This is a genomic window from Schumannella soli, from assembly GCF_006517435.1.
Taxonomy (GTDB): Bacteria; Actinomycetota; Actinomycetes; order Actinomycetales; family Microbacteriaceae; genus Schumannella; species Schumannella soli.
Genome location: NZ_VHQG01000002.1, coordinates 1,077,431 through 1,091,766, shown reverse-complemented (window position 1 = coordinate 1,091,766; position 14,336 = coordinate 1,077,431). Strand labels below are relative to the sequence as shown.

General features: G+C 71.2%; 18 protein-coding genes. 13 read left to right on the top strand and 5 right to left on the bottom strand.

Features of this window, described 5'->3' with window-relative positions:
- The first annotated feature begins 199 nt into the window (after window positions 1-199).
- From FJ657_RS10780 to FJ657_RS10750, 7 genes are all read left to right on the top strand, one after another.
- Window positions 200-1,135, top strand: a complete 936-nt coding sequence (locus tag FJ657_RS10780; RefSeq protein WP_141163621.1) for a heme o synthase — start codon at window positions 200-202, stop codon at window positions 1,133-1,135.
- 13 nt (window positions 1,136-1,148) lie between these two features.
- The gene (locus FJ657_RS10775) at window positions 1,149-2,117 is read left to right on the top strand and encodes a COX15/CtaA family protein (protein WP_141163620.1); all 969 of its coding nucleotides are present in this window, start codon (window positions 1,149-1,151) and stop codon (window positions 2,115-2,117) included.
- Window positions 2,118-2,328: 211 nt separating this feature from the next.
- A complete protein-coding gene (gene sufB / locus FJ657_RS10770) occupies window positions 2,329-3,747 on the top strand; it encodes a Fe-S cluster assembly protein SufB (RefSeq protein ID WP_141163619.1) in 1,419 nt (472 codons plus the stop codon).
- A complete protein-coding gene (gene sufD, locus FJ657_RS10765) occupies window positions 3,744-4,928 on the top strand; it encodes a Fe-S cluster assembly protein SufD (RefSeq protein WP_141163618.1) in 1,185 nt (394 codons plus the stop codon). The genes sufB and sufD overlap by 4 nt, the downstream gene beginning before the upstream one ends.
- Window positions 4,925-5,251, top strand: a complete 327-nt coding sequence (locus tag FJ657_RS10760; RefSeq protein WP_141163617.1) for a non-heme iron oxygenase ferredoxin subunit — start codon at window positions 4,925-4,927, stop codon at window positions 5,249-5,251. The genes sufD and FJ657_RS10760 overlap by 4 nt, the downstream gene beginning before the upstream one ends.
- Before the next feature lie 23 nt (window positions 5,252-5,274).
- Window positions 5,275-6,033, top strand: coding sequence for a Fe-S cluster assembly ATPase SufC (gene sufC, locus FJ657_RS10755; RefSeq protein ID WP_141163616.1), 759 nt, complete (start codon window positions 5,275-5,277; stop codon window positions 6,031-6,033).
- Between the two features lie 47 nt (window positions 6,034-6,080).
- Window positions 6,081-6,410: a metal-sulfur cluster assembly factor gene (locus tag FJ657_RS10750; RefSeq protein WP_141145744.1), complete on the top strand. Its 330-nt coding sequence runs from the start codon at window positions 6,081-6,083 to the stop codon at window positions 6,408-6,410.
- A gap of 85 nt (window positions 6,411-6,495) precedes the next feature.
- Here FJ657_RS10750 and FJ657_RS10745 read toward each other — a convergent pair whose 3' ends face one another.
- Both FJ657_RS10745 and FJ657_RS10740 read right to left on the bottom strand, forming a co-directional pair.
- Window positions 6,496-7,140: a biotin transporter BioY gene (locus tag FJ657_RS10745; protein ID WP_141163615.1), complete on the bottom strand. Its 645-nt coding sequence runs from the start codon at window positions 7,138-7,140 to the stop codon at window positions 6,496-6,498.
- Complete coding sequence (locus FJ657_RS10740) at window positions 7,137-7,826, bottom strand: TetR family transcriptional regulator (RefSeq protein WP_181408941.1); 690 nt, start codon at window positions 7,824-7,826, stop codon at window positions 7,137-7,139. Before FJ657_RS10740 ends, FJ657_RS10745 begins: the two co-directional genes overlap by 4 nt.
- 86 nt (window positions 7,827-7,912) lie before the next feature.
- Here FJ657_RS10740 and FJ657_RS10735 point away from each other — a divergent pair, with 86 nt between their 5' ends.
- The 4 genes from FJ657_RS10735 (at window position 7,913) to FJ657_RS10720 (ending at window position 11,711) form a co-directional block, all read left to right on the top strand.
- Window positions 7,913-8,599 (top strand): biotin transporter BioY, encoded by a 687-nt coding sequence (locus FJ657_RS10735; RefSeq protein WP_141163614.1) that lies wholly within the window; start codon window positions 7,913-7,915, stop codon window positions 8,597-8,599.
- Window positions 8,596-9,351: an energy-coupling factor ABC transporter ATP-binding protein gene (locus FJ657_RS10730; RefSeq protein WP_141163613.1), complete on the top strand. Its 756-nt coding sequence runs from the start codon at window positions 8,596-8,598 to the stop codon at window positions 9,349-9,351. Before FJ657_RS10735 ends, FJ657_RS10730 begins: the two co-directional genes overlap by 4 nt.
- Window positions 9,348-9,956 (top strand): energy-coupling factor transporter transmembrane component T family protein, encoded by a 609-nt coding sequence (locus FJ657_RS10725; RefSeq protein ID WP_141163612.1) that lies wholly within the window; start codon window positions 9,348-9,350, stop codon window positions 9,954-9,956. Before FJ657_RS10730 ends, FJ657_RS10725 begins: the two co-directional genes overlap by 4 nt.
- A 156-nt stretch (window positions 9,957-10,112) precedes the next feature.
- Window positions 10,113-11,711 (top strand): ABC-F family ATP-binding cassette domain-containing protein, encoded by a 1,599-nt coding sequence (locus tag FJ657_RS10720; protein ID WP_141163611.1) that lies wholly within the window; start codon window positions 10,113-10,115, stop codon window positions 11,709-11,711.
- Between the two features lie 19 nt (window positions 11,712-11,730).
- Here FJ657_RS10720 and FJ657_RS10715 read toward each other — a convergent pair whose 3' ends face one another.
- The 3 genes from FJ657_RS10715 to FJ657_RS10705 all read right to left on the bottom strand — a co-directional run bounded on the left by FJ657_RS10715 (window position 11,731) and on the right by FJ657_RS10705 (window position 13,141).
- A complete protein-coding gene (locus tag FJ657_RS10715; protein ID WP_255447264.1) occupies window positions 11,731-12,564 on the bottom strand; it encodes an SURF1 family cytochrome oxidase biogenesis protein in 834 nt (277 codons plus the stop codon).
- Window positions 12,561-12,788, bottom strand: a complete 228-nt coding sequence (locus tag FJ657_RS17560) for a hypothetical protein (RefSeq protein WP_439653938.1) — start codon at window positions 12,786-12,788, stop codon at window positions 12,561-12,563. The genes FJ657_RS10715 and FJ657_RS17560 overlap by 4 nt, the downstream gene beginning before the upstream one ends.
- Window positions 12,789-12,859: 71 nt before the next feature.
- The gene (locus FJ657_RS10705; RefSeq protein ID WP_141163610.1) at window positions 12,860-13,141 is read right to left on the bottom strand and encodes a DUF3099 domain-containing protein; all 282 of its coding nucleotides are present in this window, start codon (window positions 13,139-13,141) and stop codon (window positions 12,860-12,862) included.
- A 61-nt stretch (window positions 13,142-13,202) separates the two neighbouring features.
- Here FJ657_RS10705 and FJ657_RS10700 point away from each other — a divergent pair, with 61 nt between their 5' ends.
- Both FJ657_RS10700 and FJ657_RS10695 read left to right on the top strand, forming a co-directional pair.
- A complete protein-coding gene (locus FJ657_RS10700) occupies window positions 13,203-13,910 on the top strand; it encodes a beta-ketoacyl-ACP reductase (protein WP_141163609.1) in 708 nt (235 codons plus the stop codon).
- Window positions 13,911-13,932: 22 nt separating this feature from the next.
- The gene (locus tag FJ657_RS10695; RefSeq protein WP_141163608.1) at window positions 13,933-14,313 is read left to right on the top strand and encodes a hypothetical protein; all 381 of its coding nucleotides are present in this window, start codon (window positions 13,933-13,935) and stop codon (window positions 14,311-14,313) included.
- The last annotated feature ends 23 nt before the right edge of the window (window positions 14,314-14,336 follow it).

Here is a 14,336-nt window from a genome sequence, read left to right as displayed (position 1 = left end):
CCGAATCGGAGCCCGCGTCCAGGAGACGTGTACATGGTTGTATATACAGCATGCTTCGCCCGCGCGGCCCCGCATCCGACCCGCGCGTCGTCACGTAGACTCCTGTCCTGTCGCGCCGTCTCACCCCGGCGCACCGCCAGAGTCGTCGCCTCGCTTTCGCCGGCGGCGCGGCACCCGCACGTCACACGTCTGAGGAACCATGCAGCCTGTCGCCGAGTCCGCGAGCCCGCAGCTCGAGAGGATCGGCGTCCGCCGCAAGATCAAGGCCTACGTCGCACTGACCAAGCCCCGCGTGATCGAGCTGCTGCTCGTCACGACCGCGCCGGTCATGATCCTGGCCGCGCAGGGCATCCCGAATCTCTGGCTGCTGCTCGGCACCCTCGTCGGCGGATCGCTGTCGGCGGCCTCGGCGAACGCCTTCAACTGCTATATCGACCGCGACATCGACAAGGTGATGGAGCGCACGAAGAAGCGCCCCCTCGTCACCGGCGAGCTGTCGCCGCGCGAGGCCCTGGTCTTCGCCTGGGCGACCGGCATCGGCTCGACCATCTGGCTCGGCCTGCTCATGAACTGGCTCGCCGCCGCGCTCTCGGTCGTCGCGATCCTGTTCTACGTCTTCGTCTACACGCTCTGGCTCAAGCGCCGCACGCCGCAGAACATCGTCTGGGGCGGCGCCGCCGGCTGCATGCCCGTGCTGATCGGCTGGGCCGCCGTGACCGGCTCGCTCGACTGGGCGCCGGTCATCCTGTTCGGCATCGTGTTCCTCTGGACTCCGCCGCACTACTGGCCGCTCTCGATGCGCTACAAGGCCGACTACGCCGCCGTGTCGGTTCCGATGCTCGGCGTCGTGCGCGGGGGGACCGCGGTCGGGCTGCAGGTCGTGCTCTACGCCTGGGCGACCGTCGCCTGCTCGCTGCTGCTCGTGCCGCTCGCGCAGATGGGCATGATCTACGGCGTCGTCGCGCTCGCCTCGGGCGCCTGGTTCGTCGTCGAGTCGCACAAGCTCTACAGCCGCGCGGTGCGCGGCGCCGAGATCAAGCCGATGCGCGTCTTCCACGCCAGCATCAGCTACCTCACGCTCGTCTTCCTCGCGGTGGGCATCGACCCGCTCGTGCACCTGCCCATCCCGTTCTGATCGGAGCGCGGAGATGAGGATCATGACCCCGCTCGGCTGGGCGGCGTCCCGCTGGCAGCTCGGCCCTCGCGCCCTGCGCTGGGGCACCACGGCGGCACTCGTGGTGAGCGTGCTGATCGTGCTCGGCGGGGGAGTCGTGCGCGTCACCGGATCCGGGCTCGGCTGCCCGACCTGGCCGACCTGCGACGGGCAGAGCGTCATCCAGCTCGTGCCCGACTCGATCCACCTCCTCATCGAGCAGACGAACCGGATGCTGACGGGCCTGCTCATCGTCGCCGTCGGCTGGGCGATCATCGCGGCGCGCCTGCAGCGCCCGCGCGACCGCGTGCTGACCCGCCTCGCCTGGTCGCAGTTCTGGCTCGTCGTCGCCAACGCGGTCGCCGGCGGCTTCACCGTGCTGTTCAAGCTGAGTCCGTGGATGGTCGCCGTGCACTTCGTGCTCGCGATCGGACTGCTCACGACGGCGACGCTCACCTGGCATCGCGCCCGTGCCGGGCTCCGGCACGAGAATCCGCCGCGCGCGCCGCGCGCCGCCCGCACGCTGGCGTGGACGCTCGTCGCCGCGACGCTCGTGCTCATCCTCGTCGGCACCCTCGTGACCGGGTCGGGACCGCACTCCGGCGACTCGCAGGAGGTGACGCGGATGCCGTTCCACTGGGAGTCGGTCACGCTCGTCCACGCCGTGCTCGGCACGGCGGTGCTCGTGCTCGGCATCGCCCTGCTCGTCGTGCTGCGCGGCTACCCGCTCGCGCGCGGTCGGGCGCTCGCCTTCGTCGTCGTGACGCTGCTGCAGGGCGCGCTCGGCGCCGTGCAGGCGCTCACGGGCCTCCCGGAGTGGCAGGTCGCCCTGCACCTGGTCGGCGCGTCGCTGGTCTGGATCGGCGCCCTGCGCGTGCTGCTCGACACCGACACCCGCCTCTTCGCGGTGCGCGACATCCCCACGGCGCCGACGCGCGCCGCTGAGCCGGTCGCGGCATCCTGAACCCGGCCGACCAGTCGCCTGCGTCACGGCTCCGCGCCCTGTAGACTTGGTGAGTTCAGGAGCGTCGTCGCTCGGTCCGCTGCTCCGGACGAGGCTCCGCTGCCCCGGTCGAGATCGGCTCCTGAATCCCGCGTCTGCGCACCGGAACCCCGCGCAGCCTGACGCACCGACACGGACAGGACAGTCCGCTTCGGCAGAAACGAGGTAACCCATGTCCGATGTGCTCATCGACCGACCCGAACTGGCCTCTCTCGGCCAGTACGAATTCGGGTGGGCCGACTCCGACGCCGCCGGCGCGATCGCCAAGCGCGGTCTCTCCGACCAGATCGTCAGCGAGATCTCCGCGCTCAAGAGCGAACCGGAGTGGATGACCAAGAACCGCCTCAAGGCGCTCAGCATCTTCCACCGCAAGCCGATGCCCACCTGGGGCGCCGACCTCAGCGGCATCGACTTCGACAACATCAAGTACTTCGTGCGGTCGACGGAGAAGCAGGCCCAGTCGTGGGAGGACCTGCCCGAGGACATCCGCAACACCTACGACCGCCTGGGCATCCCCGAGGCCGAGCGCAAGCGCCTCGTCGCCGGTGTCGCGGCGCAGTACGAGTCCGAGGTCGTCTACCACCAGATCCAGGAGGATCTGGAGGCGCAGGGCGTCATCTTCATGGACACCGACACGGCGCTCAAGGAGCACCCGGAGTTCTTCGAGGAGTACTTCGGCTCGGTCATCCCCTCGGGCGACAACAAGTTCGCTGCGCTGAACACGGCCGTCTGGTCGGGCGGATCGTTCGTCTACGTGCCCAAGGGCGTGCACGTCGAGATCCCGCTGCAGGCCTACTTCCGCATCAACACCGAGAACATGGGCCAGTTCGAGCGCACGCTGATCATCGCCGACGAGGGCAGCTACGTGCACTACATCGAGGGCTGCACCGCCCCGATCTACAAGTCCGACTCGCTGCACTCGGCCGTCGTCGAGATCATCGTGAAGAAGAACGCCCGCGTGCGCTACACGACGATCCAGAACTGGTCGAACAACGTCTACAACCTGGTCACGAAGCGCGCGATCGCGCACGAGGGCGCGACCATGGAGTGGATCGACGGCAACATCGGCTCGAAGGTGACGATGAAGTACCCGTCGATCTTCCTCGCGGGCGAGCACGCCAAGGGCGAGACCCTCTCGGTGGCCTTCGCGGGCCCCGGCCAGCACCAGGACGCCGGCGCGAAGATGATCCACATGGCGCCGTACACGACGTCGTCGATCGTCTCGAAGTCGATCGCCCGCGGCGGCGGCCGTGCCGGCTACCGGGGAGAGGTGCGCGTGGATGCCGGCGCCCACCACGCCGCCAACACGGTGCGCTGCGACGCGCTGCTGGTCGACACGATCTCGCGCTCGGACACCTACCCGGCCATCGACATCCGCGTGGATGACGTGCAGCTCGGCCACGAGGCGACCGTGTCGCGTGTGAGCGAGGAGCAGCTCTTCTACCTGCAGTCGCGCGGCATGCCCGAAGACGAGGCCATGGCGATGATCGTGCGCGGCTTCATCGAGCCGATCGCGCGCGAGCTGCCGATGGAGTACGCCCTGGAACTGAACAAGCTCATCGAGATGAGCATGGAAGGCAGCGTCGGATGACCCTGGTCGACACCGCCCCGTCCACCCCCGGATCGGCGGCGCCGATCCAGACGCGCTCGGAGCGTCCGACCTCCTTCGACCCGGCCGACTTCGGCACGCCCAGCGGGCGCGAGGTCAACTGGAAGCTGTCGGACACCGCGCGCCTCGCGCCGCTGTTCGCCGACGAGGAGACCTCGGGCGCCGTTGAGTACGACCTGTCGGCCCTCGAGGCCGCCGGCGTCCTCGTGACGGGCGACGACGCCGCGCGCGGCGAGATCTTCCGCCCGGAGGACCTGCCCAGCGCGATCGCCTGGAAGCGCAGTGAGACCGGGCTGCACGTGCGCATCCCGGCCGGCGAGGTGCTCTCCGAGCCGCTCATCGCGCGCCTGCGTGGTCTCGGCGCCGGACTGCACGGCAACGACCACATCGTGATCGAGGCGCTGCCCGACAGCGTCGCGACCGTGGTGCTCGACCACAGCGGCACGGCGGCGCTCGCTCAGAACGTCGAGATCATCGTGCGCGACCGCGCCACGCTGACCGTCATCACGGTGCAGCAGTGGGAGGACGACGCGGTGCACGCCGCGGCCCATCAGGCGGTCGTCGGCGAGCGCGCCACCCTCAAGCACATCGTCGTCTCCTTCGGCGGCGGCGTCGTGCGCGTCAACCCGTCGGTGCGTCTCGCCGGGCAGGGCTCGGAGACCGCGCTCTACGGTCTCGCCTTCTCGGACGCGGGCCAGCACCTCGAGTCGCAGGTGTACCTGTTCCACGAGGGCCAGGACACCAAGGGCGACGTGCTCTACAAGGGCGCGCTGCAGGGGCAGGGTGCGCGCACGGTCTGGATCGGCGACGTGCTCATCGGACCCGACGCGACCGGCACCGACAGCTACGAGAAGAACCAGAACCTCGTGCTGACCGACGGCACCCGCGCCGACAGCATCCCGAACCTCGAGATCGAGACCGGCGACATCGCCGGCGCCGGTCACGCGAGCGCGACCGGACGCTTCGACGACGAGCAGCTGTTCTACCTGCAGGCGCGCGGCATCACCGAGGAGACGGCCCGCCGTCTCGTCGTCGCCGGCTTCCTCATGGAGATCGTGCAGCGCATCGGCATCCCCGAGCTCGAGGAACGCCTCGCGGCCGACATCGAGGCCGAGCTCGCGCGCGGCGCGGGTCTCGCTCCGGCGTCGAAGGCGGGGGCATGACCTCGACCCGCGTTCTGGCGCTCGACGAGCTGAGCCAGGACGAAGCGCATCGCGTCGTCGTCGAGGGCATCGCGATCGCCGTGGTGCTCGACTCGTCGGGCACGGTGCACGCGATCGGCGACACCTGCACGCACGGCGACATCTCGCTCGCCGAGGGCTTCGTCGAGGGCGACACCCTCGAGTGCTGGGCGCACGGCTCCAAGTTCGAGCTGACGACCGGCAAGCCCCTCACCCTCCCGGCCTACGAGCCGGTCCCCGTCTTCGCCGTCGAGATCGTCGACGGCGACGTGTACATCGATCCGAGCCAGAAGCTCGCGGTCTGAATCAGAAGCAGCAAGGAAGAAGCATGAGCACCCTCGAGATCCGCGACCTCCAGGTCAGCATCGAGACCGACCAGGGCACGAAGCCGATCCTCAAGGGCGTCGACCTGACGATCGAGAGCGGCGGGATCCACGCGATCATGGGCCCCAACGGCTCGGGCAAGTCGACCCTCGCGTACACGATCGCCGGCCACCCGCGCTACAACGTCGACGGCGGCACCATCACCCTCGACGGCGAGGACGTGCTGGCGATGAGCGTCGACGAGCGCGCCCGCGCCGGTCTCTTCCTCGCGATGCAGTACCCGGTCGAGATCCCGGGTGTCACGGTCGCGAACTTCCTGCGCACCGCCAAGACCGCGATCGACGGCGAGGCGCCGGCGATCCGCGGCTGGGCCAAGACGGTCAACGAGCACATGGACCAGCTGCGCATGGACAAGTCCTTCTCGGCGCGCAACGTCAACGAGGGCTTCTCGGGCGGCGAGAAGAAGCGTCACGAGATCCTGCAGCTCGAGCTGCTCAAGCCGCGCTTCGCGGTGCTCGACGAGACCGATTCGGGCCTCGACGTGGATGCGCTCAAGATCGTCTCCGAGGGCGTCAACCGCGCCCACGAGACCAGCGATCTCGGCGTGCTGCTGATCACGCACTACACGCGCATCCTGCGCTACATCCAGCCCACGCACGTGCACGTCTTCGTGAACGGCCGCGTCGCGGAGGAGGGCGGCCGCGAGCTGGCCGACCGCCTCGAGGACGAGGGCTACGACCGCTACCTCACCGCCCAGGCGTAAGCTCCGGCGCACCGCTACCGCCGATCGAGATCCCCGAGGAGGCCGGAATGCCCACTGCTCTCGAGCCGAAGCTCTTCGACGACGTCGAAGAGGGGCTGAAGAACGTGATCGACCCCGAGCTCGGGGTCAACATCGTCGACCTCGGCCTCGTCTACGACCTGGCCTGGGATGACGAGAACGACGCGCTGATCATCTCGATGACGCTGACGTCGGCGGGCTGCCCGCTGACCGATGTGATCGAGGAGCAGGTCGGTCAGTCGCTCGACGGCATCGTCGAGCGCTTCCGGATCAACTGGGTGTGGATGCCGCCGTGGGGTCCCGAGCGCATCACCGACGACGGCCGCGACATGATGCGCGCGATCGGATTCAGCATCTGATCGACGCGCACCCGCGACGAGCGAGAGCCCCGTACCGCTGAGGTGCAGGGCTCTCCTGCATGCGGAGCACGCCGGTCGCGGTGAGTCAGGCCGCGGCGAGGCGGCGTTCGCGCCGGGCGGCGAGGGCGTCGGCTCCGCGCCAGCAGAGGGGGATCAGCAGCGCCGCGATGCCCGCCTTCACGATCCCGCCGGGGATGAACGGCACGAGTCCGCTCAGGAGCGCCGCCTGGAACGGGGTGTCGGCGATGCCGCTCCAGGCTGCGGGCCCGAGGGCCGTGAACGAGGCGTAGAGCCAGGGGACGCCGATCGCGAAGGTGACGACCGTGCCGGCGAGGAAGGTGAGCAGCGCGCGCAGTCGCCGGCGATCCCATTCGTGCTCGGAGAGCCATCCGACGAACGCCGCCGACGCGACATAGCTGACGATGAAGCCGCCGCTGGGCCCGGTGAGCACGTGCACGCCCGAGCTGAGACCGCTGAACACGGGCGCGCCGGCGGCGCCGAGAGCGGCGTAGAGGATCATCGCGATCGCTCCGCGGGCGGCGCCGAGGCTCGCGCCGACGAGCAGCACGGCGAGCGTCTGGCCGGTGATGGGCACGATCGGCAGCGGGATGGAGGCCTGAGCGAGCAGCGCGGTGAGCAGCACGGCCCCGACGACGAGCAGGACGTCGACGCCGAGGGATCGCCGGATGACGCGGTCGGCGAGCACGAGCCTCGGCGAGGCGCCGCTCATGCGCTCATCCCCGTGCCCAGCGTGACCGGCTCCGCTCGCGCGGCGCGATCGGGACTCCCGCCCTGCGCTCGCCCGGGCTGCGTCGAGCGCAGCTCGAGCCCGGCGAGCATCAGCTCGGCGCCGAGCAGCACCGCGTCGACGGGAGCATCGGCGGAGGCGTCGGAGTGTTCCGGATCGAGCCCGACGCGGGAGCTGGTGACGCCGAGGACGTCGGCGTGTGCGCGCTGCTGCACGAGCACGGCGTCGCCCAGCACCAGGTCGAGCAGCGCCGTCGCGACGACTCCGGCGACCGGGGAGTCGTGGCGCGGGCTGAGGGCCGAGCGGAGGCGCTCGTGCGCGGCGTCGGCTCCCAGCCCGAGCGCGCGGGTGCTGAGCACGACCTCGGCCCCGTCGCGGAAGGCGAGCACGGCGTCGCGCACGGCCTCCACCTCGGCGAGCGTCGCCGTGCGCCAGTCGGCGTCGGACGGCGGCGACGGACGGGCCGCGGCGAGGATACGGTCGGCGACCGCGGCGAGCAGGGTCTGCTTGTTCTCGACGTGCCAGTAGAGCGCGCTCGGCTGCACGCCGAGGGCGGCGGCGAGTCGGCGCATCGTGAGCTCGGGCAGGCCGTGCTCGTCGAGGAGAGCGAGGGCCGTGCCGATGACGGCGTCGCGATCGTGACGCGCGGAGTTGCGGTCGACGGGCATGCCCTCACTATAGTGAACGCCGTTCAGGTGAACGCTGTTCAGGAGGCGTGCCCGACACCCCCCGACCCCGAACCCGAGGAGCTGCCATGGCCCGGTCCCCCCGCTTCGACACGCGCGACATCGCGCGCATCGCCGTCTTCGCCGCGATCATCGCCGCGCTCGGGCTCATCGCCCCCATCCAGCTCCCCGGTCTCGTGCCGATCACGGCACAGACGCTCGGCGTGATCCTCGCCGGGGCCGTGCTGGGGCCGCTGCGCGGACTCGCCGCGGTCGCCGTGTTCGAGGTGCTGGTGCTCGTCGGCCTCCCTCTCCTGTCCGGGGGATTCGGCGGCCCGTCGGTGTTCGTCGGCTTCAGCGCCGGCTACCTGCTCGGCTGGCTGCCCGGAGCGTTCGTCACCGGCCTCCTCGCCTACAGCGGGCGCGGGGCGCTCGCCTGGTGGCGCGTCGCACTCGGCGCGGTCGTCGGCGGGATCGTCGTCATCTACGCGATCGGCATCCCGGTGCAGGCGGCGCTGACCGGGCTGCCGCTCGGGGCCACCGCGCTCGGCAGCCTGCTGTTCGTCCCGGGCGACGCGATCAAGGTCGTCGTCGCGACCCTGCTGACCCTCGCGCTCTGGCGCGCCTACCCTCCGGCGTTCGGACGCCGGGCGGATCGGCGGGGTGTCGCGCGCTCCGCGGCGCCGGTCCCGACGTCCGGCGCACCGGCGACGGGAGCACCGGCCGAGCCGTCGTCGCTGTCTCCCGTCGACGCCGCCGACGCCGGCGAGCGATGAGACGATCCGGTCCGGACACCGGCCCGGACACCGGCCCGGACACCGGCCAGGGCGCCGACCACCCCGCGCCGCGCGAGCTCGTCGTCGACGCGCTCGACGTCGAGCTCGGCGGAACCGTCGTGCTCTCCGAGGTCTCGGTTCGCCTCGACCAGCGCCGCGTCGCCGTGATCGGCGCGAACGGCTCGGGCAAGTCGACGTTCGCCCGGGTGCTCGGCGGACTCGTCCCGCCGACCCGCGGGACGGTCGCCGTGCACGGCATCGACGTGCGACGCGAGCCGAAGCCGCTGCGACGCGCCGTCGGCATCGTGTTCACCAACCCCGACGCGCAGATCCTCATGCCCACCGTCGCCGAAGACGTCGCCTTCTCGCTGCGGGGGAGCGGGCTCGACCGCGCGGAGGCCGCGGACCGCGTCGCCGCGGCGCTCGACGCGTACGGTCTGACCGCGCTGGCCGAATCGCCCGCGCATCAGCTGTCGGGCGGGCAGAAGCAGCTGCTCGCCCTCGCGGCGGTTCTCGTGCGGCGACCCGCCCTCGTCATCGCCGACGAGCCGACGACGCTGCTCGACCTCGGCAATGCGCGTCGGGTCGGCGGCATCCTCATCGACGAGCTCGACGCACAGCTCGTCGTCGTCACGCACGACCTCGAGCTCGCGGCCCGCTGCGACGTGGCGCTCCGCTTCGCCGAGGGGCGTCTCGTGGATGCGGGGGATCCTGCCGCGCTCATCGCCGACTACCGGGCGCTGCACGCGTGATCTCGCTCTACCGGCCCGGAACGAGCCCGCTGCATCGCGCGCCGGCGGGTCTCAAGCTCGCGCTGCTCGCGCTGCTCGGGGTCGGGTTCTCACTGATGCCGCGCCAGCCGATCGTGCTCGGGCTGAGCCTCGCCGCGGGCGGGCTCGTTCTCGTCGTGGCGTTCTTCGCCCTCGCCGAGCTCGCGGGTCGCCCGCTGCTGCGGCAGCTCTGGTCGACGCGCTGGATCGTCGTGGCGATGGTGGGAACCCAGCTGATCTTCCTCACGCCCGGCGACGCGGCCGTGAACACGGTGCGCGTCGTCGCGATCGTGCTGCTCGCGGGGCTGCTCAGCCTCACGACGCGCAGCTCCGATGTGCTGGCCGCCCTCGAGACCGGGCTCGGCCCGTTGCGCCGGCTCGGCGTCGATCCGCGACGGGTCGGCCTGACGCTGTCGCTCGCGATCACGATGGTGCCGGTGATCGCCGCTCTGGCGCAGCGGGTGCGCGAGGCGCAGCGCGCCCGCGGTGTGCGGTTGGGATTCCGTGCGGTCGTGCCGCTGCTCGTGCTCGCGCTGCGGCACGCCGACGACGTCGCCGACGCGCTGTCGGCGCGCGGGGTCGACTGAGGCGCCGGCTTCCGCCTCGGTGGTCGCGTCGGCGCGGAGTGCCGGGCTGACGTAAACTGGGCGGCTGGCTCTCGTCATCGTCACCCGATGCCGCGCCCGCGCGTCGCCGCCGACGCTCCCAGACCTCTCCCGCATCCCGCAGATCGGACCTCCATCGTGCTCGCCGTCCACGACCTCGAACTCCGCGTGGGCGCCCGCCTGCTCATGGAGAACGTGAACTTCCGCGTCGACGCCGGCGACAAGATCGGCCTCGTCGGCCGCAACGGCGCCGGCAAGACCACGATGACGAAGGTGCTCGCGGGCGAGTCGCTGCCGACCGCAGGTCGCATCGACCGCACCGGCGAGATCGGCTACCTGCCGCAGGACCCGCGCTCCGGCGACCCGGAGTCGACGGCCCGCACCCGCATCCTCGACGCCCGTGGACTCGGCCAGCTCGTGATCGACCTGCGCCAGGCCACCGAGGACATGGCGTCGACGGATGCGAAGGTCAGCGAGGCGGCGATGGCCCGCTACGGCCGGGTCGAAGACCGCTTCCTCGCGCAGGGCGGCTACGCCGCGGAGGCCGAGGCCGCCGCGATCGCGTCGAACCTCGCCCTGCCCGACCGCATCCTCGACCAGCCGCTCAAGACTCTCTCCGGCGGTCAGCGGCGCCGTATCGAGCTGGCACGCATCCTGTTCTCGGGCGCCGACACGATGCTGCTCGACGAGCCCACCAACCACCTCGACGCCGACAGCGTCGTGTGGCTGCGCGAGTTCCTCAAGGGCTACCCGGGCGGCGTCATCATGATCAGCCACGATGTCGAGCTCGTCGGCGAGACCGTCAACAAGGTCTTCTACCTGGATGCGAACCGCCAGGTCATCGACGTCTACAACATGGGCTGGAAGCACTACCTGCGCCAGCGCGAGGCCGACGAGGAGCGCCGCAAGAAGGAGCGCGTCAACGTCGAGAAGAAGGCCTCGCAGCTGCAGCAGCAGGCCGCGCGCTTCGGTGCCAAGGCCTCGAAGGCGGCCGCCGCGCACCAGATGGTCGCGCGTGCCGAGAAGATGCTCTCCGGACTCGACGAGGTGCGTCAGGTCGACCGCGTCGCCAAGCTGCGTTTCCCCGAGCCGGCCGCCTGCGGGCGCACGCCGCTCGCGGCATCCAACCTGTCGAAGAGCTACGGCTCGCTCGAGATCTTCACTTCTGTCGACCTCGCGATCGACCGCGGCTCGAAGGTCGTCGTGCTCGGCTTCAACGGCGCCGGCAAGACGACGCTGCTGCGCATGCTCGCCGGCGTGGATGCGCCCGACACGGGTCGCATCGAGCCGGGTCACGGCCTGCGCGTCGGCTACTACGCGCAAGAGCACGAGACCATCGACGTGAAGCGCAGCGTGCTCGAGAACATGAAGAGCTCGTCGCCGAACCTCAACGACACCGAGGCCCGCAAGGTGCTCGGCTCGTTCCTGTTCACCGGCGACGACGGCCACAAGCTGGCCGGCGTGCTCTCCGGCGGCGAGAAGACCCGCCTGGCGCTGGCGATGATCGTCGTCTCGGGCGCGAACGTGCTGCTGCTCGACGAGCCGACCAACAACCTCGACCCGGCGAGCCGCGAGGAGATCCTCTCGGCGCTGGCCGGTTACTCGGGCGCCGTCGTGCTCGTCTCGCACGACCCGGGTGCGGTCGAGGCGCTGAACCCCGAGCGCGTGCTGATCCTGCCCGAGGGCGTCGAGGACCACTGGAATAAGGAGTACGCCGAGCTCATCGAGCTCGCGTAAGCGCTCCGACGATCCGACGTCAGCGCACGCTGTCGAGCAGCTCGTCCTCGATGTCGGCGTCGCTGAGTCGTCGGCGCCGCTTCGGTTCCGGCTTCGGCAGTCCGGCGCGCTCGGCGGCCTCCTCGCGGGCGATCCGCCGTTCGCGACGCACGGCCCAGACGAGGCCGACGAAGGCGAGGATGCCGAAGGCGATCCACTGCAGCGCGTACGACAGGTGCGGTCCCTCGTCGGGTTCGGGCTTCTGCGAGAGGGTCGGCGTCGCGACGGCGGGGCTCTCGCTCGCCAGCAGCCCGTAGGCGCCCGTGTAGGTCGGGCGGTCGCCGAGGTGCTCGGCGACGGTCGGCAGATGGATGGTGGCCAGCTGTCCCTTCGACGAGGTGCTCGCGCCGATCGTCGGCTCGCTCGCCTTGAGTCGCGCGATGACCGTGACCTCGCCCTTCGGCGCGGCGGGGATGCTGTCGGGCAGATCCTGCTTGTCGCCGACCGAGACCCAGCCGCGGTCGACCAGGAACACGCGGCCGTCGTCGAGCTGCAGCGGCACGAGCACCTCCCAGCCGGGGTTGCCCTCGAGCGGACGGTTGCGCACCAGCGCCTGCTCGCTGCGCAGGTAGCGGCCGGTCAACGTCACGGGCGTCCACTCGTCGTCGAGCTTCCACGAGTCGAGCTCGGGCAGCACCGTGTCGAGGGCGACGGGCTTCGCGTCGTAGTTGTCGACGACGCGCTGGATGGCGGCGACGGCCTCGGCGCGGCGCTCCCACTGCCAGTTCGACAGCAGGGCGCAGGCGATCGCGAACACGATCACGAGGGCGAGGTAGCCGCCCCAGCGACGCAGGAAGCGGATGATCGCGCTCACGAGCGGGCTCCGTCGGGTCGAGGGGCGGAAGCGGCGTCGGTCACCGCGGATCCGGCCGGGACGGCGCCATCCGGCACGACGTCGACCGGGGAGTCGAGCGGCGAGATCACGACGGGGAACCCGCGGGTCGCGAGGTAGTCGCCGAGCGTCGCACGGTGCTCGTCGCACGCGAGCCAGACCTTCACCCGGTCGGCGCCGTGGATGCGGGGGTTGCGCCAGTTCACGCGCCACGCCGCATCGGCGCGGCAGCGTGCCGAGGAGCAGGTCGTGCGGTCCGGGTCGCCGCCGAGGCCGATCACGCGTCGCGGTCCCGCCGCGTGACCTTCACGACGGCGCCCGGACGCGCGACGCGGCGGGTCGTGCGGGGGCCGGCGGCGTTCGCGATCACGACGGCGAAGTACGGCAGGAAGACCGCGCCGAGGATCGGGAGCACCAGCCACCATCCCTTCACGACGACGCAGAGGATCACGCAGACGACGCGGATCGTCATCGCCACGACGTACTTGATCATGCGCGATCGACGCTCCTGCTCGGGTGAGATCGGGAGCTCGGTGACGGCGGCGGACTCGTGGCGCATTGCCCGTCAAGAGTACGTCCGTCGCGGGGGCATCACCTGCACGCCGATAGGCTCGGGAGTCATGACCTCTCGCACCGTTCTCATCACCGGCGGCAACCGCGGCATCGGCCGCGCGATCGCGGAGGAGTTCGTCGCCCAGGGCCACCGCGTGGCCGTCACGGCGCGCTCCGGAGAAGGTCCCGAGGGCGCCCTCACGGTGCGAGCGGATGTGACCGACTCGGCCGCGCTCGACGCGGCTTTCACCGAGGTGGAGGCGAAGCTCGGCCCGGTCGAGGTCGTCGTCGCGAATGCCGGCATCACGCGCGACATGCTGCTGATGCGCATGAGCGAGGACGACTTCGACGCCGTCGTCGACACGAACCTCGGCGGCGCCTTCCGCGTCGTCAAGCGCGCGTCGAAGGGCATGCTCAAGGCCCGCTTCGGCCGCATCGTGCTCATCTCCAGCGTGGTCGGCCTCTACGGCAGCGCCGGTCAGGCGAACTACTCGGCGTCGAAGGCGGGCCTCGTCGGCTTCGCCCGCTCGCTCACCCGCGAGCTCGGCGCCCGCGGCATCACCGCGAACGTCGTCGCGCCCGGCTTCATCGAGACCGAGATGACCGCCGCGCTGCCCGAGGCGCAGCAGGCCGAGTACCTCAAGGCGATCCCGGCGGGCCGCTACGCCAGCGCGAACGAGGTCGCCCGTGTCGTGACCTGGCTCGCCGGCGATGACGCCGGCTACATCTCGGGCGCCGTGATCCCGGTCGACGGCGGCCTGGGCATGGGCCACTGACGCGCAGCGTCGGCAGCGCATCATGACGCGTCGCCCCTCTCGCTCCGGCCGTCCCGCCTCGGCGTCGCGGCACGACGATCGCGCCGAGATCCCGCCGAACCGCGCACGGGTCATCGCCTCGGCGGCGGGTGTCGGACTGATCGGCGCCGCGGTGCAGTGGATCGTCTCGGCGCCGCTCGTGGCGTCGTCGCTGCACGGGGCCGGCTCCGGGGTGCTGCCGATCCCGCTGGCGATCGGCGTCATCCTCACCGCGGGCGTGCTGTTCGCGACCCTGCTCATCGCCGGCTCGGCGCTGCGCCGCGGGGGAGTGGCGGATGCGGTCGCTCGCCGGGTGCTCTGGCCGATCGGCGTCGTCTCGGTCGCGGTCGTCGTCGCGCTCGTGACCGTCAGCTACCTCGTCTGACGACCGCGCTCACGGCCGCCGGC

Coding starts and splice junctions, on each gene's coding strand:
- FJ657_RS10780 (WP_141163621.1), top strand. CDS start 200: ATGCAGCCTGTCGCCGAGTCCGCGAGCCCGCAGCTCGAGAGGATCGGC.
- FJ657_RS10775 (WP_141163620.1), top strand. CDS start 1,149: ATGAGGATCATGACCCCGCTCGGCTGGGCGGCGTCCCGCTGGCAGCTC.
- sufB (WP_141163619.1), top strand. CDS start 2,329: ATGTCCGATGTGCTCATCGACCGACCCGAACTGGCCTCTCTCGGCCAG.
- sufD (WP_141163618.1), top strand. CDS start 3,744: ATGACCCTGGTCGACACCGCCCCGTCCACCCCCGGATCGGCGGCGCCG.
- FJ657_RS10760 (WP_141163617.1), top strand. CDS start 4,925: ATGACCTCGACCCGCGTTCTGGCGCTCGACGAGCTGAGCCAGGACGAA.
- sufC (WP_141163616.1), top strand. CDS start 5,275: ATGAGCACCCTCGAGATCCGCGACCTCCAGGTCAGCATCGAGACCGAC.
- FJ657_RS10750 (WP_141145744.1), top strand. CDS start 6,081: ATGCCCACTGCTCTCGAGCCGAAGCTCTTCGACGACGTCGAAGAGGGG.
- FJ657_RS10745 (WP_141163615.1), bottom strand. CDS start 7,140: ATGAGCGGCGCCTCGCCGAGGCTCGTGCTCGCCGACCGCGTCATCCGG.
- FJ657_RS10740 (WP_181408941.1), bottom strand. CDS start 7,826: ATGCCCGTCGACCGCAACTCCGCGCGTCACGATCGCGACGCCGTCATC.
- FJ657_RS10735 (WP_141163614.1), top strand. CDS start 7,913: ATGGCCCGGTCCCCCCGCTTCGACACGCGCGACATCGCGCGCATCGCC.
- FJ657_RS10730 (WP_141163613.1), top strand. CDS start 8,596: ATGAGACGATCCGGTCCGGACACCGGCCCGGACACCGGCCCGGACACC.
- FJ657_RS10705 (WP_141163610.1), bottom strand. CDS start 13,141: ATGCGCCACGAGTCCGCCGCCGTCACCGAGCTCCCGATCTCACCCGAG.
- FJ657_RS10700 (WP_141163609.1), top strand. CDS start 13,203: ATGACCTCTCGCACCGTTCTCATCACCGGCGGCAACCGCGGCATCGGC.
- FJ657_RS10695 (WP_141163608.1), top strand. CDS start 13,933: ATGACGCGTCGCCCCTCTCGCTCCGGCCGTCCCGCCTCGGCGTCGCGG.